Here is a 20,946-nt window from a genome sequence, read left to right on the forward strand (position 1 = left end):
GCCGGCCATGGAATCGGGGGTATCTGGGCTACACGCTGACTCGGCACAAGCTGCCGAAGCTGGCGCTGGCCAAGGCCAGTTTGCAGCGCCTGATGCAGCGTGTCCGCGAGATCCTCAAGCGCGGCAGGGGACGCAACATTCGACGCGTCATCGAAGAACTGATCCCGGTCCTGCGGGGCTGGGCCAACTACTTCAGCCTCGTCGACGTGAAACGCCCCCTGGAAGTGCTGGATCAATGGATACGTCGCCGACTGCGCTGCGTAATCTGGCGGCAGTGGAAGCGCCCATGGACCCGACGCCGCAAGCTTCTGGCGCTGGGTCTGGACGAGCAGCGTGCCTGGAAATCAGCGGGGAATGGGCGAGGTCCCTGGTGGAATGCCGGCGCCTCGCACATGAACCAGGCCCTACCGCGGAAGGGGTTCGACCGGCTGGGTCTGATCTCGGTACTCGAAACGGTAAGAGGGGCTTAGTCGTTCTTCATGAACCGCCGTATACGGAACCGTACGTACGGTGGTGTGGGAGGGCGCCGGGGGTGACCCCGGCCCCTACCCGATTAATGGCAGAGGCACGAAGCCAGAGACCGGATTGACTCCCATAATGGGAGGTGCTAGGCTTCTCCCAAAAAGGGAGGTTGCATGAGGGTTATCGCAAAAAGGACTTTGCGTCAGTTTTGGCAGGGTCACTCCGATGCCGAAACGGCTCTCACTGAATGGTACAACATGATGCTGAAGGCATCCTGGGCTACGCCTCAAGAGCTGAAAGCGGAGATTCGCACGGCCAGTATCCTCAAGGGTGGTCGAGTCGTGTTCAATATCGGAGGAAACAAGTACCGGGTTATCGTAGCAATACGGTATGCACAGCAAATTGCCTGGATACGTTTCGTTGGCACTCATGCTCAGTACGATCAAGTGGATGCAGAGACGATATGAACATACAGCCTATTCACACCGAAGCGGACCTCGAGCGTGCTTTTGCCCGTATGGAAGCCCTATGGGGGGTTGAAGACGGTACGCCGGAGGCGGACGAGCTGGAAGTGCTCTCTATCCTGGTCGAGAAGTACGAAGATGCGCATTACCCTATCGGGCCGTCCGATCCCATCGAGGCGATCAAATTCCGCATGGAACAGCAGGGGCTGACACAGCGCGATCTTGAACCCTATATCGGCTCGAGCGGACGAGTCTCCGAGGTTCTCAACCGCAAGCGCAAGCTGAGCCTTCGCATGATCAAGCGGCTGCACGATGGCCTGAACATTCCTTATGAAAGCCTGATGGAGCAATCTGCAGCCTGATGCAGGACAGACAGCTGGCGGCCGTCGCTGAAACGGCGCAGCGCCCAAGCCTAAAGCTCTAGTCTTTCCGGCCGATAGATCCTCACCGGTGCCCATCGCGCCCGGAAGAGGGCAAACCCGTGGCCGTCATCAACACCAATATCCTATCCCTGATCGTGCAGGCCAACCTGCGCGGCAGCCAGCAGGCGATGCAAACCGCCATGCAGCGGCTGTCGTCGGGCCTGCGTATCAACAGTGCCAAGGACGATCCCGCCGGCCAGGCCATCGCCAACCGCATGACTGCCCAGATCAGCGGGCTCAACCAGGCGGCACGCAACGCCAACGACGGCATTTCCGTGGCGCAGACCGCCGAAGGGGCGCTGAACCAGGTCAACGACAACCTGCAGCGAATTCGCGAACTCGCCGTGCAGGCGGGCAACGGCACCCTGAGCCCGAGCGACCGCACCTCTATACAGAACGAGATCGACCAGCGTCTGGACGAGATCGATCGCATCACCGAACAGACGGCCTTCAATGGCATTCGCGTGCTGGGTGAAAACCGTGGGTTGCACATTCAGGTGGGTGCCAACGACGGCCAGACGATCCGCCTGGAGCTGCGGGCCATGGACCGGCATGCCCTTGGGCTGGGTGGCTTTCGTATCGCCGATGGCGACGAGGGCAGCGCCACGTCAGACCCGCTGACTGCCCTCGATGCGGCGCTGAACCGGGTCGACCGGCAGCGTAGTCAGCTCGGGGCGGTACAGAACCGCTTCGAGGATGTCATTACGAGCTTGCAGACTACGTCACTCAATCTCTCGGCGGCCCGGTCGCGGATCCAGGACGCAGACTACGCCCGGGAAGTCTCCAACATGGTGCGCGCCCAGATCCTACAGCAGGCGAGCTTCGCCATCCTGGCTCAGGCGAACCGAGTGCCGGAGACCGTGCTGGCGCTGCTGCGCTGAGGCGTTCTCCCTGCCTGCAGCCGCTTTCATCGCCTCGCCGGTCAACATCCGAAGAAAAATTTTTCGCCGTTTCCCTAAAGTCCTTCCGAAAGCGGCCGTTAATCAGGGTAACGGCCAACGGCGCCGTTGCGGCGGGTCCGGTAGACAGGACCGCAACACCAAGATCAGCGGGCCCGCCAATGGAGCCCCCAACACTAGGAAGGAACATCACATGTCCGTGATCAATACCAACATCACTTCCATGATTGGCCAGTCCAATCTTCAGAAGAGCCAGAACGCCCTGCAGACCTCCATGGAGCGTCTCTCCTCCGGCCTGCGTATCAACAGCGCCAAGGATGATGCGGCCGGTCAGGCCATCGCCAACCGTATGAGTTCTCAGATCAACGGTCTCAATCAGGCTCAGCGTAATGCCAACGACGGTATCTCCATTGCTCAGACCGCTGAAGGTTCGCTGAACCAGATCAACGATAACCTGCAGCGTATCCGCGAGTTGGCCGTCCAAGCGCAGAATGGCACCAATAGTCAAGCTGATCTGAACTCTATTCAGAACGAAATCGATCAGCGTATTACTGAAATTGATCGGATTTCTGAGCAGACTGACTTCAACGGCGTAAAAGTGTTGGATGATGGTGTAAAAGCAATTACCATACAGGTGGGGGCTAATGATGGTGAAACTATTTCAGTCAATCTCACGGCAATTAATTCAGAAACTCTGAACCTGGAAGATTTCAACGTTAATGGTCACGTCGGCGAGCTTGAGCAGGCTGTATCCGGTGGAACAGTTGCAGCAGGCGCAACATTTGAAGGATTGGTTGCTGCAAGTGGTGGTGCTACTGTCACTTTCTCCGATGGCCCGGATGGAGCACTGGCGGGTGCTGCGCTTCAAGTCGACGACAATGGAAACTACTTTGTTACAGATAGTGGTGGCGCTGTCTTTGCAGTTGATAATGTTCTCAAGGAAGTTAATAGTGATGGAGAACTCACTGGAGTAAGCGTTACTGTAGGCTCAGAAGTTCGAGGAGATGGTGATCGTTTCGGCAATCCAATGGCTAATTTGGATGCTGCACTAAATACAGTCGATAATTTACGATCCGAGTTGGGTGCTGTTCAAAATCGTTTTGAGGATGCAATCACCAACCTTCAAACTAACAGCACCAACCTTGCGTCAGCCCGTTCGCGGATTGAAGATGCCGACTACGCTGTGGAAGTGGCGAACATGACTCGCGCGCAGATCCTGCAGCAAGCTGGCACTTCCGTGCTGGCTCAGGCCAACCAGATTCCGCAGAACGTGCTGTCTCTGCTAGGCTAAGGTAAGACCTTAAGTCTGTACTTTGAAAGGCGACATTCCTTTTCGCAAGGCAATCGAACCGGCCCCCACTCATGGGGTCGGTTTTTTCATTAAGCCACATGCCATTCTAGAGTTTATACCTGATGATATTGCCTAGGCTCGATGGGTGATCAGCTTGAGGCGAAACCTTCAGTTCGCGAATGGGGTTCAGAATGTTTTCTGAAATTGCTCCATGTGATCGTTCAGTCGCTGAAAAAGACGCCAAAATACCAGTGCATTCCATCCTTTGCACTTGGCTCTTGCGAGGTAGGCTAGCCACATTGCCATTTTCCGCGTGAGCTGCTCATGTCCAAGACGTCACCCGCAACATCCTCTCAAAAGCGCAACCCCCGTCTACTGTGGGCCAATCCCTTCTGCCTGCTTGACAGTTCCAGTGGAGCCAGCATGACAGTGCGCCAGATGCTGCTGCAGCTGGCGGCTAGTGGCTACGAGGTGCAGGTGCTGGGTGCCACTATATTCGACGCCCCCAAGGGCATGGGAAACTTCAAGGAACAATTTCCAGATACAGGCCCGCACCTTCATCAGCTGATCAAGGCTGAGGATGGCCCGCTAACCCATCAGCTGGTGGTTACCTATAGTACCGCTCGTAGTCACATGACCACCCACGAGGAAGGCCTCTGGTACAGCCAGTACACCTACCTGCTCGATACATTCAAGCCTGATATCGTCTGGTTCTACGGTGGCCAGACCCTGGACATGCTAATTCCAGACGAGGCTCGCGTGCGCGGAATACCCTCGGCGTTCTATCTAGCCAATGGCAGTTACAAGGCGGTGCGGTGGTGTCGCGATATTGACTTGGTAATAACCGATAGTCAGGCAACGGCCGACATGTACCGAAAAACGGCTGGCTTTGCCGCCAAGCCGGTAGGCAAGTTCATTGATCCGAAAACTTTCGTCGCCGAACAGCATGAGCGCCGCAACCTGCTATTCGTCAATCCTAGTTGGGCCAAAGGTGCCAGCGTGGTGGTGCAACTGGTGGAAAAACTGGAGCGCGAGCGGCCTGATATCATGTTGGAAGTGGTGGAAGCCCGCGCCGACTGGTCGGAGGTGGTACGTGAAACCACCCGCCAGTTGGGCAAGCCGCGCGAAAATTTTAACAATGTGTGGGTCACCCCCAACACCAGCGATATGCGCGGCCCCTACAGTCGGGCTCGGGTACTGCTCGCTCCCAGCCTCTGGTGGGAAAGTTCTGGTCGGGTACTGGCGGAAGCTATGCTCAACGGCATACCGGCACTGATCACCAACCGCGGGGGCATGCCGGAAATGATTGATGATGCCGGTATAGCCTTCGACTTCCCCGAAAGCTGTTATGAAGAGCCACACCAGCACCTGCTCAGCGATGAAGTCCTGCAGTCGCTGTTCGACGCTGTGACAACTTTCTACGACGATGAAGTGTTGTATCAGGAATACGTGGAGCGAGCCAAACGCGTTGGTGAGCAGAAGCACAATATCGATCGAGCCACGGAGCGGCTGGTGACGGCTATGGCGCCCTTGGCCAAACAGCGCGCCGGCAACAAGGACTTTACCGTCAGCCTCAGGAAGCGTCATCGCCAGAACTTGTCCAGTAAATCGGTCAAACCCGAGTTCAAGGTTGATACCAGCTACTTGCACGTGGTGCAAACCAACCGTAACTTGCAGCAGCAGTCTCCATGCCTTCACACCCGAGGCTTTGACTGGCAGCTCAAAGGCAAGGTGATTGTTCTTGATAACCGCGCCAAATTGCTAAGGACAGGTGCTGCAGACGTGTTGGCCACCACCGGGGCCTTTGGCATTGTGGCATTCGATCCTGCTAGCGAAGTGATCAAGGCTAAGCAGTATGAAGGCAGTGAGGACATTCAAGTGTTCCAGCACGCCCTACTGGGAGACGGCCAGCCGGCTAACCTTCACGCGTGCATTGCTCCGGAAATGACTAGCACCTTGCCACCGCTGCCTACTGAGATGCTGCCCGAACACCACCGTCAAGGCACCCAGGTGATTGCTCAGCTGCCAATCAACACCATCGCTTTGGATAGCATTGAAGGGCTTGAAAACCTCGACTGGCTGATCCTCGATGAGCTGAGCGATTCTATGGCGGTGCTGGAAAATGGTAAGCAGGCGCTTAAGGAAACCCTGCTGATCCAAGCTCGTGTGGCCTTCTTGCCGACGCACGAACGTCAGCCCAGCCTGACCGAGCTGCAGTACTGGGCCAGCCGTAATGGTTTTCGCTTTTATCGATTTAATGATATTCACCATCACAGCCATATCCCAGACAACATCACCGCGAAGAAATGCCCTGCCACTGATCAAGAAAATGCTGATGTACTTTTTTTGCCGAATCAAGAACGCATTGCCAAGTTGGGCGATGAGCATAAAATAAAATTAGCGTTTGTTCTGAGTACAGTGTTTGAAGCAGATGATATGGCGTATAAATTACTCCTCTCCGTCGATCCACAGCGAGCCATGTTGTTCCTTGAATCGAAAGGGCTGCTTGCGAAAGATCCAGTTGGCCTAACAGCTCCTTCGAAACCTGATCTACCTTCGCCTTCCACTACTATTGCCTATGAGCCTGATAGTGTTGATGAAGGAAATGTGAAAAGCCATTTATTACTAGGTGACCTAGATGCCCCTAGCAACAAAAAGATTGTTCTAATGCTATCTTTTGGAAGGAGGCCTTGGATTGATAAAACATCTGAAGCGGCTAGGTTGTATGCGAAAAATATAGGTGCTGACTTTTTGTTAATTCAGGAGTCTCCTAGTGATGATCAATTAATGCTTCCTAGTTTTAAAGCTTCATATGGGCGTAAGAAGAAAGAGATTTATGCATATAAACTGTATTTCCCATGGCTATACATGACCAAGTATGGGTATGAAAGGGTGCTCTTGGTAGATGATTCTGCCGTGGTGTCGCCCAATTCTCCGGATATTTTCGCCGAAGTGCCAAAGGGGTATTCCGGGTATGCCTGGAGCCAGCCTGATGAGGCTCTTATTTCTCTTGCTGGTATCAGTGCTTGGCTTAGACACAAATGTGGTGCTGTAGGTCTCGCTATTGACTCATCCGAGTCTTTCTATAGATCAATAATCTTTGGAAGTATTGATTATTCGAAATTCAATAGTAAAATCAGGTTTTTAGATAATAATGATGTTTTAGAACTTGATGTGGGTCAGTATGCCAATACAGCTGTAATGATTTTTGACCGATCTTGTGTCGGGGCAATTTGCCCTGAAGAAATATGCAAAGCTAGCGAACTTTTGTATTCGGCTCAGCCAAATCAGACCTTATGGTGGTACTTGCTAAGCAAGCATAAAGCGCCAGTTTATAAGATAGACTCACGGTGGAATTGGCTGTTGGGCTGGGGGCTTTCGAGCAGTGAAAGAAGAGATATGTCACATGTCTCAGCCTGCCAAGGCAGTTCGAATGCTTATATTTCTCATGTGACATCTGCATACAAGAATCGAGATAAATTGATTGGTCAGCTAAGTGAAGCTGTATTGGGGCGGGATAAAAATGGCATCTTAAGAATTAATGATCCTGGCCTTTTTAAGCGTTTGATTTCTAAGGCGCTCCATTTATCAAAGTTGGTGTGTATCGTTCAGGTTGGTGCTAATGATGGAAAAATTAATGACCCTATATACGATTTGGTTATAAAGAATAAAGGTAAAACCAAAATTGCACTTATAGAGCCTCAAGTCGATGTTATTCCTTACCTGGAGTATAACTATAGGGCTCATCCTCAGGCTACAGTGTTTAATTGTGCTGTGGGCGAGCCTGGAACATTAATTCTTTTCAGACTTAAGCCGGAGTATTATGATGTGCTAGTTAGGACTTATTTAAAGGAGAGTCCAAGTTACAGGGTTCCTACCGGCTTCTCTTCTTTCGATAAGGGGCATGTAATAAAGCATGTGAGAGGTAAGTTGCCAGATAATTTGCGCATTGAGGATGCTATTGAGGCTATTGAAGTTCCTTGTGTTAATTTGGAGGAAATTGCTTCCAAGCTAGATTGGGAGGATGGTTATGATGTGCTTCAGATAGATACTGAGGGGATGGACGATGCTGTTATATATGCTTCCTCAATTGAGAAATTCAGGCCAAAAATTATTAATTTTGAGCATGTGCATTTGAGTCATGATTCTTATCGTGAGCTATGCGCCTACCTTGCCTCTTTGGGTTACACCTTGTATCGTTATAGTGGATCTGATACTTTGGCGACATTAGTCGGAGCTAGTGATAGGCAATTTGCAACCTGCTGAACATATTGGCGACTATTGTTAGGGTGATTGCCCGAGTACATGTATAGAAAAACTACTTTGGTGCTTTGGGAAGCCGCTTTGCGTTAGAGAATCGCTGAGCAATTTGTCGTTGGGCTTCTGATGGGCTCAGCGCTGCTAATTCAATGTCGCAGCGGCCATTTTCCGACCTATTCAAGTCGCTGATTTCTCTGCCAGCCGGGGTTTCCAGCTGGCAGGGCAAATTCAGGTCGCACTTGCCCCATCAACTCGGCCCTCGCATCGCCAGTCCCAACAGGCTGAATAACTGCGCCTTGTTCTTGGTCAGCCCCTTGTGGCGTACCTTTGGGTAGCCGAAGAGGTTCTTTTGATGACATGAAACGGTACTCGACCTTGGCGCGGATGCTGGCCTTGGTTTTCTTATAGTGGCATAGTGAATCTGGTCACATGATTTTGACTGTATGATCATTCACATAGACAGTCAGATGCAGATGATGACGAAGAAGAGAACGTGCAGTCCATAATTTCGCTTGGAGGCGGCCATGACGATAACTGAACACGAACGAGTCATCGGCGAACTGGAAAACCTGATCATCGAGACTCGCGCTACGCTTGCCCGCTTCGACGAGGCCGGCATGGACGAGCAGATGCCGGTCGATTACCAGCGACTCCATGATATCTATACCAAGGCCGTGAATGACCAGCGAGCCTATACGTTGGCGATGCTCGATCTTCCTGCGCCAATTCCGCAAACATTCCAGCGACAGGGGAGGGGGAATGAATGAACCTCAAAAGATCACATTGCATGAAGTGCTTTACGAGATCCTGCCGAAGCTGAAGGCGGCTGAGGAGATGGTCCAGAACACTCTGCTGGCGATACTCGAAGTGACCGAAGAGCCATTGGAGCAGGCGCGGCGCCGGGAACAGCAGGACGCGATGGAACTTGAGCTGTTTACCATTCGCCTGAATATCAAACACCTGCTTAATCGCTATTCGCAAGACGTTCAGGCGATGGGGGAAAGCGAGGAGAGTGGCGGGGCCATATGTGATGGGCCGGTGCTGACGCAGAATGACGGCGAGGCGCAGGCCATCGAGAAAGCGAAGCTGCTGCACGAGCGGTTACTCAGACGCTCCAAGCCGGACGGAAACGTTTCGGAGGCGTGATCGAAGGTTGATCATGAGCTGTGCCGAAACAACTTTTCCTTAAGAAATTGCTAAAGCTCAGCATCCTTTGGCCGATAAATGGAGCAATGACCCAAGGAACGGTGAGCTCCCCGCATGGCAAGCATCAATACCAACCTTCTTTCCCTCACTGGCCAGGCCAACCTTGGCCGTTCGCAGTCGTCGCTGGCTACCGCCATGGAGCGGCTCTCATCGGGGTTGCGCGTCAATAGCGCCAAGGACGATGCCGCAGGCCAGGCCATCGGCAACCGTTTGACGAGCCAGATCACCGGGAGGGCGATGGCACAGCGCAATGCCAACGATGGGGTTTCGCTCTCTAGAACCGCCGAGGGCGCCCTGGACGGGATCAACGAGAAGTTGCAACGAGTGCGAGAGCTCACTGTTCAGGGACTCAACGGTACGCTGAACCAGATTGACCGGGATGCCATCCAGGCGGAGATCAATCTCAACCTTATGGAGATCGATCGTATCAATGAGCAGGCCCGCTACAATGGCATACCGTTACTGGACGGGCAGGCCGGTGTGGTTAACCTGCAGGTAGGGGCTAACGATGCACAGACCCTGGGCATCGATTTGCGGCCCCCCGGCTTCAGTGTGAATGCGCTGGGCTTGGAAGAATTCAATATTTCAGGAATTCCCGGTAAGGTCAGCCCGGTCCATACCCTGGACAGGCTCTCCCAGAATATCGTTCTCACCAACGAGGGCACCACGGTAACCTACAGTCTTGACGGTTCCATCATGGCGGAAGGTAGCAAGCTCATGCGCCAAGGTAGTGCGGGCAGCTATTTTGTGCAGACGGAAGAAGACGGCAAGGCAATGCACTACCTGGCATCCAAGGAGGCACACAGCACCACCTTCACGCGATCCAGCACGGTAGATGTAACGGCTGACCCCAACATCTTCTACCGAGAAACCGAAACGGCCACCGGAAATAGTCTGAACAATGCGACCTATCTCGACAATAGTGGCAATTCGATCAGTGGTCAATTGGTCCTTGGGGCGGATAACGGCGACACCGATTTCTATCTGCGCACTGTAGAGGGTGGGGAGACCTTCTACTATCGTGCCGTTGTGACCAGTGAAAGCCAGCGTCAAGGCTTGTATCAAGCGGGTGATGAAGTTGTTGTGAGTATCGCTCAGGATGCCGAGCGGTTCTCGACGTTGGATTACAGCGGGATATCTGAGGTGAGAACGATTCCGCTGGCCGGAAATATCGATTTCGAGAATGCGGATGGTACTGCTTTCAATCTCGGAAGTTCGCCCGTTCTTGTAGAAGCCGATAATGGTTGTTTCGTTCGAGTCGAGGACGATGGCGGCTACCTCTACTATGCTGTCGTTACCGTAACTACGGTCCTGGAAGTTGATGAGGTAACAGTCAAGGTGGCCAGCGAGCATGCCCTGACCACCCGTTCCTTCTCGCCGCTGGACCCTGAGAATAGCGTCGATACTGATAGCTATGACCCTGACGAATATGATATCGAGGTGGCCTTCCTGAATGAGGAGGGGAGTGCGGTCACCGGCTGGACGCTTTTCGGGAGCGATGGCGAGTACTTCGTTCAGCCAGACGGTGAAAGCTTCTATTATCGTGCCACTGCGCCTGACGTCAGTAAAACGGCTGCTCCCGTCACTGACGACGAGGGAAACGTCACCCAGAAAGGCACCGTCACCGTAACGATACAGGCAAGCGACAGCCTGGCACGTCATACCGAGGAAGCTCCCAGCGGTACTATCTCTGAGCCGACGCATAGCCCAGTCATTGCCAGTGATGCCAATGGAATACGAGAAGACACAACGCTGGTGCAGGGCGCCGATAATCGCTATTATCTGTTGCGCGAAAACGCAGCACCCTCGTTCGATACCTATGAGCCTGTGAACTTGGTCACGGTGGTGGATAGCGATGGCAATCAAAGTATCAGCGTTACCAGCATTGGATCTGAGCGAGCCAGGTCCGATTTCGACACCGTCGACGAAATGACACGTACACCCGACGTCCTGCTTGCCAACGCCGAGGAAATTAACAATCTACTTGAAGACAGCGAGCTGGTGGTAGATCAGACCGGCCGCTATTACTTGCGTACCATCGAGAATGACAGCGCTGTCTTTCATTACGTCACCGTGACGACAACGCTACAGAGCAACGGTGAATATTCACTGGAGTTTTCCCCGGGGGATGTTGCCCGACGCCTTGATGATGTGCTGATGGTTGATGGCACCTCTACCGTGGCGCTTGACCCTGCTTCGCCTCCCAACGTGGAGGTGACTTATGTCGACGTCAGCGGTCGTGTACACAGCAATGTGTTGGGTCGAGATGACAACGGCAACTACATCATGCGTATCGCCGATGACGGGGCATCCGACTACAAGATAGCCACACTGGTGGAAATGGACGAGCTCGACGATACGCTGATCTCCACGGACGGCAACTATCTGATCAGGACCGTGAACGGGACGGGCGAGGTGATCATTTATTACGCCTTGAGCTTCAACAACATCATTACCCAGGCGGAAAATGACTACTACACACCTATTGTCATAACCGAAACCGGTGATGAAATCCGTCTGCGTACTCCCGAAGATCCCTTGGCTACCCTGGATCGGGCCATCGCTCGAGTTGATAAAAAGCGCAGCCATCTCGGTGCCATGGAGAATCGCCTAGGGTCGGTGATTGAGTCTCATGAAACAACTAATATCAACCTGGCGGCCGCACGCTCACGCATCATGGATACCGACTATGCGGTAGAGGTTGCCAACATAACCAAGTCTCAGATCCTGCAGCAGGCCGGCACGAGCATGCTTGCTCAGGCTAACCAGGTGCCGCAGAACGTGTTGTCTCTGCTGGATTAATCATACGCTTGTTTTATTGGAGCTGGCCGTGACGAGCCATGAATATAAGCAGGTCATCGGCGAATTGGAAAAGCTGATCCTCGAGACCCTCGCCACTCTTGCCCGCTTCGAGGAGTCCGGCATGGACGAGCAAATGCCGGCTGATTACCAGCAGCTTCACGACATCTATACCAAGGCCGTCAATGACCAGCGAGCCTATACGCTGGCGATGTTCGATCTTCTAGCACCAATTCCAGAAACATTCCAACAGTGGGAGGGGTAATGAATGAACCGCAGCGTATTACCTTGCGTGATGTGCTTTACGAGATTCTGCCGAAGCTGAAGGCGGCGGAGTCGATGATTCAGAATACCCTGCTGGCGATTCTCGAGGTGACGGAGGAGCCATTGGAGAAGGCGAGGCGCCGGGAACAGCAGGAGGAGATGGAACTCGAGCTATTTACCATTCGCCTGAATATCAAACACCTGCTTAATCGCTATTCGCAAGACGTTCAGGCGATGCGGGAAAGCGAGGAGACCGGTGCCGCAATCGGCGATGGGCCGATATTGGCACTGGATGACGGCGAGGCCCAGGCCATCGAGAAGGCCAAGATGTTGCACGAGCGCTTGGTTGCTATGCAGAAGGAATTGGCAAAGGGGTAAAGCTTTACGCCTTCCCGCTCAGCTTGCCGGTACCGCCGCTGGCGAAGGCGGCACGGGCTATGATGTCGTAGTTGGAGAGGGAGCTTTTGCTGGACTCGAGCGTGCCGCTACCACTGGCTTGTGTGCTGGCCGTTGCTTCCGTGGTATTGGGTTCGGGGCGCTCGGCGCCATGTCTTGCGCTGGCCTGCTGGGCCATTTCCAGTTGGGCGGTAAGCAGGTATTGGCGGGCCTGGGCGGCGACCTGGTGGTCCTTGGGTGAGGGGTCGGCCGGGGCGAGGGCCGCGCTGATCACCTGCTGCATCTTGCCGATGGTGGCGCGGGGGTCGCCGGGCACCGGGCCGTAGTCGATGGGGACTTCGCCGGCCACGGCATAGCGCTGGCCGTCCGGGCCGCGTTCGAACTGGTAGCTCACCGCACCGGTATACTGTCCGCCGGCGATCTGGTGGGCCAGTTCGTGCTGGCGCACTTCGCGGTCGGTGGTCTTGAGGTGTTCGAGGTGTCGCAACTCTTCCTGGCTCAGCGTTTCACCATTGGGCTTTTGTGCGGCATCGCCCTCGGCGACCTTGCCCTGGGCCGCATCCTCGGCGGCCCTGCCGGTTGCCTCGGCCTTGCCTGGTTCACCGACCCGCCGTGCGGCTTCGGCGTTGCCGACAAGGCCGGCGCCGGGCTGCCAACTGCTGGAAGAGAAGGGCACGGGGCCGATGACAGTGGATGCATGCATGGTGAATGTCCGTAGGGCGGGCCGAATTAGAGTAGAGTATTGGCGACTTTTGCGTTGACGGCAACAATGCCCAGTGGCCGATTGCGAGTGTGAATGACGAACCATGCCTACCATCGACGTGGTGATCGAGCTTTCCCATGATGCCTGCCTAGCCCATTACGAGGGCCGGGTAGGGCAGGTGCATACCCGCAGCCTGGATGGCAGAAAGGTGATCTTTCCCGCCGAGGCGCTGCGCCGCGTGGTGACCCGTGACGGGGTGCATGGCCGCTTCCGGCTGACCTTTTCCGAAGCGGGGCGATTTGTTTCGATACGGAAACTCTAGCCAGTTCATATGGCTTGATGCAGGTCAACAATACGTAACATTTTCCGCAGGCTACGCTGTTACAATTTGCACACTTGGGCACATTTTGTGCTGAATGGGCTGCTGGAGAAGCGCCTGCCAAACAGAGGTCATTCGATGCTCGTCGGTAAACTGAAGCTTAAGCGAGACTCGGAGCGCCGCACACGGCTGCTTGACAGGCTGGCCGAACCGCCCGAGGCGGGCCATGAGCTATTCGTCGGCTTCAGCTCGTTGCGCGATACCTTCAGTCGCCACCACCACTCCCGTGATTTCTCCTTCGCGCACGCCCGCTACCTGCGCAGCCGCGTGCTGGCATTGGGTATCATCTTCGCCATACTCTCCCCGCTGTGGATCGTGGTGGATGCCCTGGTGCTGCCCACCGAGCTGCTGAAGTACACCCTTGTCGGGCGGGTTGTGCTGATATTGGGCCTCGTGGCCGTGCTGCTGCTTGCGCTCTACAGTCAGGAGCGGATTCGTCGCATCCGCCTTTGTGCCGGCATGCTGCTGGCACTGCCCGCGGCGTTCTATACCCTCATCCTCGTCATGCTGCCGCCACATGAACTGCATAACCTGGTGGGGTACGGATTCATCCCCTTCCTGCTGGTGGCATCGCTCAGTGTTTTTCCCTTCACGATACTGGAGTCGCTGTTCGCCGGCATCGCCATGCTGGCCCTGCAGGTGTTTTCGCAGATGGTCGACGGCAGTTGGCTAACCGGGCGCGGTGCCGAAGCGTTCTGGCTGCTGTCGAGTCTGCTGGTGGTTTCCATGGCGGCCAACCATTTCCAGCTCAGCCTGTTGCTGCGTCTCTATCGTCAGGCCACACATGACCCGCTGACGGGGCTATTCAATCGCGGCGCACTGGAGGAACACCTGGCCAAGATCCAGGCCTGGCAGCGCGACACCGAGGGGCTGGACAGCGCCGGCAGCGTGCCCTGTTCGCTGCTGATGCTCGATATCGATCATTTCAAACAGATCAACGATACCTATGGCCACTCCGTGGGCGATGCCGTGCTATGTCAATTCGCCGAGCTGTTGATCGGGCAGACGCGCAAGCATGACTGTACGGCGCGCTATGGCGGCGAGGAGTTCGTGGTGCTGCTGCTCGGCAGCGGCCAGGCCAGGGCCATGGAGATAGCCGACCGTATCCGGTTTGCCGTGGAGACCTTCGAATTCCGCGACCGCGAGCGGCAGCGCATTTCGATTACGACCAGTATCGGTGTCACTCAGCTGATGCAGGATGAGCCCGCCCAGGAGGCACTCAAGCGGGCTGACGAGGCGCTTTACCTCGCCAAGCATGCCGGGCGCAACCGAGTCATTGCTGCCGCGCCACTCTCTCCGAGCTGACGGGTTCCCCCTGGCACCGTGTTCGGCTGGCTCTGTCGATTGGCGTCAGCCCCTTTTCTAGTGTCTCTTCACTTCTTCCCTGCTGCTTTCTATTTCCATGAAAGCCTCAAGAGTTTTGCCGAACGGCCGATAAGCCGACTATCAGGACTCATTCACGAGCAGGGGGCGATATGCCCAATAACACTCAGCAGGTGGCACTTCATACCTGGCTGATTCTGGTGCCGATATTGCTCATGGTCATGGGGGTGTTCAACGGCCTGGCGACCTGGCAGCTGCCGCTTGACTGGAACCCTTCCAAGGCAAGCCTGCCCTTGATGCTGCTTGTCGGCGGCGGTTTGCTCGCAACCATGTTGAATCGCCCCCGCTGGGCTCGGCTTTGCGGTGCCTTGCTGCTGCCTTTCGGGTTGTATGCGCCCATGCGAGCCCTGCTGCCGGAGGGGCATTGGAGCTCGCTGGAAATCTGGCCGGTGCCGGTGGCACTATCCACCAGCATTACCCTGCTGGCGGTGTCGGCGTGCCTGCTGGCTGGCAAGGCAACCCGGCGGGTACGCCTGGGCTGGGTGTTGGCAGGGCTGGTTGTGGTCTCCATCGGAGGCATCAGCCTGGCCGAGGCCCTATGGCCAGGCGTTATCATGCCCGGCCCCTGGGGTACGGCATTTACCACGCCTTTTACCGCCTTGCCGGCCCTGCTCACCGGGGTGGCCATGGTCCTTGTCGGTCGTCGCGCCTCGGCGCCGCCGGTACTCAGTCGCGTCATGGTGCTGGCGTTGGCGGGGGGGGTGATGGCGAGCGGACTCGCCTGGTATGCCCTGACCTGGCAGCAGTATGACGCCAAGCAGCGCCATGCAACGGAGCTGTTGGCCAACTTCAAGATCACGGCGGAACGAGCAATCGATACGCAGCAAGTGACGCTTCAGCGCATGTCGGAGCGCTGGGCCCACTTTGGCGGACGCCCGCCTATCCCTTTCCGCGAGACGGAATTCGACAGTTACTTTCGTGATATGCCTAGCCTGGTGTCGCTCTATTGGCAGGATGAGAGTGAGCGGTTCCGGTGGGGGCGTGACCGCAGCCATGAGCTGTTGTTTCATGGCTGGGTGCGACAGGATGACGCTTGGCTGCTGGATTGGTTGGCGGTGGGCGGCAGCTACCCGCGCTGGGTGATACCTGACCCCCTGAGCCCCGAGCTGGCAGTGGTTTCGCTGCCGCTACCCGGAGCGGGCTATGGTCAGCTGGTCAGCGTGCTGGATCTCGAGCGCCTGCTGGGGGAGGAGCTTAACGCCATCGTGACGCCCTTGATGCTCTCGCTGTACCGGCAGGACAGGCAGTTGGCTGCCAATCATGCCGCCGAGCGCGAGCTAGGCTTGAGGCTCCATCGGGGGCTGATCGTTCTGCCGGGCGGGGCCATCCTGGAAGCGCGGGTATATGACGCCGCCGTGGGGCCGTTGGCCTTCGGCGGCATGATGCCGCTGAACGTGGCGATCGGCGGGTTGATTCTCAGCTACCTGCTGGCCTTCAGCCTGGGTATGGCAAGCTTGAGCCGACGACGCTCGGTCTCCCTGGCGAGAACCCAGCGACACCTGCGCGCCCAGCAGCGTGTACAGACCCTGATCGCCCGTGATCAGCCGTTATCCGATACGCTCAGGGCGATCTGCCGAATGGTGGAGGCGCAGGCTCCCGGCTCCCTGTGCTCGATCATGCTCTGCGGTGACGACCACAACACGCTGGAGAGTATCCATTCGGTCAGTCTGCCCGAGAGCTACTGTGAAGCGGTGCGAGGGGTCGGCGTGGGACCGGAGGTGGGTACCTGTGGCCGAGCGGCTCATATTCGCGACTTTGTGGTCTGCGCCGACATCGCCCGCGATCCGCACTGGGCCGGCTATCATGACCTGGCCGCCGAACATGGGCTTCGCGCCTGCTGGTCCTACCCCGTGATTGCCAGCGATGGGCGCCTGTTGGGCGCCTTTGGCACCTACTTCAAGGAGCCGGGGGAACCGACCCGAGCCGATCGGCGACGCATCATCGAGTCGGCAGAGCTGGTCTCCCTGGCGGTGGAGCGGGAGCAGAACCGCCGTGCCCTGCGCGAGAACGAGCAGCGCTATCGTTCGCTGTTCACCTATCATCCGGATGCGGTCTTCTCGCTTGACCTGCAGGGCTATTTCCTGACCGCCAACGATGCCTGCTGCAAGATTACCGGCTATACCCTGGAGCGCCTGATCGGCTCGCACTTCTCCGACTTGATCGAGCCAAGTGAACAGGCGCGCATTGCTCAGCTCTATCAGGACGCCGGCAAGGGCGAGGCATTCCGCTATACGCTGGCTCTCAAGCGGCAGGATGGGAGTTCGGTCTACCTCGACTTGACCAACCTCCCCATCGTCGTCAACGAGCGGGTCATCGGCTTCTATGGCATCGCCAAGGATATGACCGAGCGCTATCGGCATGAAACCGAACTGCGCATCTTGCAGCGCAGCGTAGAGGCGAGCATCAACGGCGTGGTTATCGCCGACGCCCAGGCGAAGGGCATGCCCATCATCTATGCCAATGGGGCCTTCGAGCGCATGACCGGCTATACCCGCGAGGAGGTGCTGGGGCGCAACTGTCGTATCCTGCAAGGACGTGAGACCGACCCCGACTCGTTGGATCAGATTCGTCGTGCCCTGGCCGATTTCGAGGAGATAAACGTCACCCTGTGCAATTACCGCAAGGATGGCTCGCCTTTCTGGAACAACCTCTACCTGGCGCCGGTACGCGATACGGCAGGGGTGGTGACACACTTTGTCGGCGTGCAGCACGACATTTCCGAGCGCAAGGCCTACGAGGCGAAGCTCTCTTTCCATGCCAGCCATGATGCATTGACTGGCCTGGCCAACCGGTCGCTGTTCGAGGACCACCTGCTGCACGATGTGCAGCTGGCAAGAAGACACGGGAGGCACCTGGCGGTGCTGTTCCTCGATCTCGATGATTTCAAGCCGATCAACGACAGCCTGGGGCATGAAGTGGGGGACCAGGTGCTGATCGAGGTCGCCCAGCGCCTGGCCGATGAGCTGGACCCCGGCGATACGCTGGCACGGTTCGGCAGTGATGAGTACGTGATCCTGCTGCCGGAATTGAGCCGGGAAGAGGCGGCCTTGAGGCTCACTGAGCGCCTGCTGGCCTGCGTCGCCCGGCCGTTTCGTATCGCCGAAAACGAGCTCTATATCGGTGCCAGCGTGGGTGTCGCCTTCCTGTACGAGGGGCTTAAGAATCCGGTGGAACTGATCCAGCAGGCCGACATGGCGATGTACCGGGCCAAGCAGAAGGGGCGCAATGCCTGGGAGTGCTTTACCAGCGATCTCAATGACGAGGTGAGTTCTCGCATGGCCCTGCGCAATGACTTGCAGGAAGCCATCGAGGCAGAGAACTTCGAGCTGCACTACCAGCCGCTGCTGAATGCCGCCGATGGTAGCGTGGTTGGCTTCGAGGCGCTGGTACGCTGGAAGCATCCGGTCAGGGGCTATCTCTCTCCGGGGCTCTTTATCCCGCTGGCCGAGGACACCGGTCAGATCGGCCCGATCAGCGAGTGGGTGTTGAGACGCGCCTGTCTCGACATGTGCTTGCTGGCAGCCCAGGGCTACGGACACCACCGGGTTTCGGTCAATCTTTCGCCGCTGCAGTTCCATCGCCCCAACTTCATGACCAACCTCCAGCAGGCGCTATTGGAGACCGGCCTCGCGCCCGGCTATCTCGAGCTGGAGCTGACGGAAGGCATCCTGATGAACGACACCGCCGCGGCCATCGCCACGTTGCACAAGCTGCGGGATATGGGGATCGAAGTTTCCGTCGACGACTTCGGTACCGGCTATTCCAGCCTGAGTTACCTGAAGCAGTTGCCGATCGGCAAGATCAAGATCGATCGCAGCTTTATTCGCGATGTCACCACCAACCCCCATGACAGCGCCATCGTGCAGGGGATCATCTCCATGGCGCATCACCTGGGACTCATGGTGGTGGCTGAAGGGATCGAGGAGGAGGCCCAGCGTGACTTCCTCGCCGAACACGGCTGCGATGTCTTCCAGGGTTTCTATTTTGCCCGTCCCATGCCCCTGGATGGGCTCAAGCGTTACATGATCGAGCACCATCAGGTGGCTCCCGATGCTTCTGACCCACAGGCTGCGTCCCACTGATCGAGTGGAAGACGCAACGGGCAGGCAATAGGCGGACGTCATTATGCGGACGCTGTCCGTGTCACTCAGGCCTGAGCGTGGTCGGGCCGGTCGATTGACACATTGATACAGTCTTGGGCTGGCCCGGCTAGGAAGGGTTGGCCTGTACAGAAGAAGAGGCAAGGATGGCGAAGGCGCTAGATGACTTTGTTCGAGTCGGCAGTCCGGCAGAAATCGAATCGCTGCTGGAGTCGATGATTCAGCCGGGTGGAGCATCGCTGCTGCTTGACAAGCCCGAGAGTACACCGCTTCCGGTGGTGCTCATGGAGCAGGTGCCCGCGGAGTCGCTGATCGTGGATATCACCGCGGTGCGCGAAATCGGCGGTGAACTCAAGCGCGGGGTGGGATTTCGCCTGCTGGGCCAGGCTCACGGCAAGATCGTGCGCACCCCGTTGCTCAAGGTGGTGGATTCTGAAACCGTGGCCGGCAGGTTGGTCTGCCACTGCGAATATCCCCTCTATCTTGAAGAGATGCAGCGTCGAGAGGCATTCCGGGCCAGGCTGCGGTTGGGCATGGAAGTGGGTGCCATCCTGCGTGGCGATGGAGATGGCGAAGCGACCGTCCAGGGCGACCTCAAGGATCTCTCGCAGCAGGGGTGTCAGCTCGAACTGCCAGCCTCGGCCGCTTCACTGCTGTCGGCGACGCCGATGATCGAGATCGAACTCTGTTTTCCCAATGGCACACGCTTTGCGATCAAAGCGAGAGCCTGCCATACCGTGGCCGATAGCGATCGTCAAACCATACGCGTTGGTTTCAAGTTCGAGGATTGCAAGGCCGACCAGGAACGCAAGCTGTGGTTCTTCGTTCGCGAGATCGAACGGGAATCGTCTCGTCATGCGGAAGAGGCGGATGTCGGCCGCCTGCCCTCCATGCTCTTCCAGAGCCAGGCGGCTGCCTCGGCACCGGTGGGGCGGCGCAATCTGTTGAGCTATCCCACGCCCATGGCGCGCCGGCTGGCAAGGGTGGCCGGATACCTGGACGGCCAGCTGCTGGAATTGCAGCAGGGAGGGCGTATCGATGCGGTTCAGCTCTCCCGGCATGCGGATATGTTGCTGATGCTGGCCGATGAGGATATGGAGTCGCTGCTCTTCGCCACCCGCTGCCTGTCTCGGGAGCCACTGCTGGTGAGGCATGGGCTTTCGGTGGCCGCTCATATCCTGGCCCTTGCCGATGGCACCAAGATACAGCGGGATGTGCGCAAGGCGTTGGCAGCCAGTGCGATGGTGCATGACCTGGGCAAGGGGATGATACCCGGAAACCTGCTCTCGGCCACCTCGCTGGACGAGGGCGGTTACGCTCAGTTGAAGATGCATGTTGCGCTGCTTGGCAAAGCCATGAACGGATGCCAGTGGCTTTCGGCGGGCGTGGTCAAGGCGGTGGTGGGAGGAATCAACGAGCGTCTGGATGGCAGTGGCTATCCGGCCGGGCATGATGGCGACCATCTGCAGGAGCTATCCCGCATGAGTGCGGTGGTGGATGTGGTCGATGCCATGCGTCGCGACCGGCCCGACCGTCCGGCCTGGCGTATCGATGCCGTATACCGGCATCTGCTGAGCAGTCCCGGCCAGTTCGATCCGCGCTGGGTGAAGCGCTATATTCAGCATTTCGGCTTGCGCCCGATCGGTTCGCTGGTGCGCTTTGCCAGTGGCGACATGGCGTGGATACAGCGACTGGACCAGCAGGGCAAGCCATTTCAGGTGCAGCTGACCGAAGCCGTTGAACCCCCGGGCGAGGCGCTGGGCGAGGTGCTGCGCGGCAATGTGGTTGCCCGCCTGGGTGAGCCCGTCGAGGAGATTCCTGTCTCCACTTGATTCCGGCGTGGCCCTCGGGCGCCAGCTGCGGTGTGGAAATGGTGCCGGCAGCGGGATGGAAATTGGGATGCGGCCCGACACTAAAG

16 protein-coding genes and 1 pseudogene are annotated in these 20,946 nt (G+C 57.0%); 15 read left to right on the forward strand and 2 right to left on the reverse strand.

The window, feature by feature from the left end:
• The 6 genes from KZO25_RS15460 to KZO25_RS15485 all read left to right on the forward strand — a co-directional run.
• The coding region (locus tag KZO25_RS15460) for a group II intron maturase-specific domain-containing protein (RefSeq protein WP_316935713.1) at window positions 1–470 on the forward strand (470 nt) is incomplete at its 5' end.
• 165 nt (window positions 471–635) lie between these two features.
• Window positions 636–929 (forward strand): type II toxin-antitoxin system HigB family toxin, encoded by a 294-nt coding sequence (locus KZO25_RS15465; protein ID WP_223137652.1) that lies wholly within the window; start codon window positions 636–638, stop codon window positions 927–929.
• Window positions 926–1,288: a type II toxin-antitoxin system HigA family antitoxin gene (locus KZO25_RS15470; RefSeq protein WP_066450531.1), complete on the forward strand. Its 363-nt coding sequence runs from the start codon at window positions 926–928 to the stop codon at window positions 1,286–1,288. The genes KZO25_RS15465 and KZO25_RS15470 overlap by 4 nt, the downstream gene beginning before the upstream one ends.
• 119 nt (window positions 1,289–1,407) lie before the next feature.
• Window positions 1,408–2,229 (forward strand): flagellin, encoded by an 822-nt coding sequence (locus KZO25_RS15475; RefSeq protein WP_223137653.1) that lies wholly within the window; start codon window positions 1,408–1,410, stop codon window positions 2,227–2,229.
• A gap of 211 nt (window positions 2,230–2,440) precedes the next feature.
• Complete coding sequence (locus KZO25_RS15480) at window positions 2,441–3,538, forward strand: FliC/FljB family flagellin (protein WP_223137654.1); 1,098 nt, start codon at window positions 2,441–2,443, stop codon at window positions 3,536–3,538.
• Between the two features lie 423 nt (window positions 3,539–3,961).
• Window positions 3,962–7,804 (forward strand): glycosyltransferase, encoded by a 3,843-nt coding sequence (locus KZO25_RS15485; protein WP_223137655.1) that lies wholly within the window; start codon window positions 3,962–3,964, stop codon window positions 7,802–7,804.
• A 241-nt stretch (window positions 7,805–8,045) separates the two neighbouring features.
• Here KZO25_RS15485 and KZO25_RS15490 read toward each other — a convergent pair.
• A pseudogene (locus KZO25_RS15490) lies at window positions 8,046–8,199 on the reverse strand (transposase); the annotation flags it as partial.
• Between the two features lie 123 nt (window positions 8,200–8,322).
• Here KZO25_RS15490 and KZO25_RS15495 point away from each other — a divergent pair.
• The 5 genes from KZO25_RS15495 (at window position 8,323) to KZO25_RS15515 (ending at window position 12,445) form a co-directional block, all read left to right on the forward strand.
• On the forward strand, window positions 8,323–8,565 hold the full coding sequence (locus KZO25_RS15495) for a hypothetical protein (protein WP_223137656.1): 243 nt from the start codon (window positions 8,323–8,325) through the stop codon (window positions 8,563–8,565).
• Window positions 8,558–8,944 (forward strand): hypothetical protein, encoded by a 387-nt coding sequence (locus tag KZO25_RS15500; RefSeq protein ID WP_223137657.1) that lies wholly within the window; start codon window positions 8,558–8,560, stop codon window positions 8,942–8,944. Before KZO25_RS15495 ends, KZO25_RS15500 begins: the two co-directional genes overlap by 8 nt.
• Before the next feature lie 114 nt (window positions 8,945–9,058).
• The gene (locus tag KZO25_RS20180; protein ID WP_223137658.1) at window positions 9,059–11,806 is read left to right on the forward strand and encodes a flagellin; all 2,748 of its coding nucleotides are present in this window, start codon (window positions 9,059–9,061) and stop codon (window positions 11,804–11,806) included.
• A 28-nt stretch (window positions 11,807–11,834) separates the two neighbouring features.
• Window positions 11,835–12,068: a hypothetical protein gene (locus tag KZO25_RS15510; protein WP_223137659.1), complete on the forward strand. Its 234-nt coding sequence runs from the start codon at window positions 11,835–11,837 to the stop codon at window positions 12,066–12,068.
• A complete protein-coding gene (locus KZO25_RS15515) occupies window positions 12,068–12,445 on the forward strand; it encodes a hypothetical protein (RefSeq protein WP_223137660.1) in 378 nt (125 codons plus the stop codon). The genes KZO25_RS15510 and KZO25_RS15515 overlap by 1 nt, the downstream gene beginning before the upstream one ends.
• Before the next feature lie 4 nt (window positions 12,446–12,449).
• On the opposite strand, the gene KZO25_RS15520 is transcribed toward KZO25_RS15515, so the two are convergent.
• Entirely contained in the window at window positions 12,450–13,166 is a 717-nt protein-coding gene (locus tag KZO25_RS15520; protein WP_223137661.1) for a putative metalloprotease CJM1_0395 family protein, read from the reverse strand.
• Between the two features lie 103 nt (window positions 13,167–13,269).
• On the opposite strand from KZO25_RS15520, the gene KZO25_RS15525 reads away from it, so the two are divergent.
• From KZO25_RS15525 to KZO25_RS15540, 4 genes are all read left to right on the forward strand, one after another.
• Complete coding sequence (locus tag KZO25_RS15525) at window positions 13,270–13,488, forward strand: DUF2835 domain-containing protein (RefSeq protein WP_223137662.1); 219 nt, start codon at window positions 13,270–13,272, stop codon at window positions 13,486–13,488.
• Between the two features lie 135 nt (window positions 13,489–13,623).
• Window positions 13,624–14,850 (forward strand): sensor domain-containing diguanylate cyclase, encoded by a 1,227-nt coding sequence (locus KZO25_RS15530; protein WP_223137663.1) that lies wholly within the window; start codon window positions 13,624–13,626, stop codon window positions 14,848–14,850.
• Window positions 14,851–15,020: 170 nt separating this feature from the next.
• Window positions 15,021–19,010: an EAL domain-containing protein gene (locus KZO25_RS15535; RefSeq protein WP_262489066.1), complete on the forward strand. Its 3,990-nt coding sequence runs from the start codon at window positions 15,021–15,023 to the stop codon at window positions 19,008–19,010.
• A 164-nt stretch (window positions 19,011–19,174) separates the two neighbouring features.
• Window positions 19,175–20,860, forward strand: coding sequence for an HD domain-containing phosphohydrolase (locus tag KZO25_RS15540; RefSeq protein WP_223137664.1), 1,686 nt, complete (start codon window positions 19,175–19,177; stop codon window positions 20,858–20,860).
• Window positions 20,861–20,946: the final 86 nt, after the last annotated feature.

It is taken from the genome of Halomonas sp. ANAO-440, from assembly GCF_019915905.1.
Lineage (GTDB): Bacteria > Pseudomonadota > Gammaproteobacteria > Pseudomonadales > Halomonadaceae > Halomonas > Halomonas chromatireducens.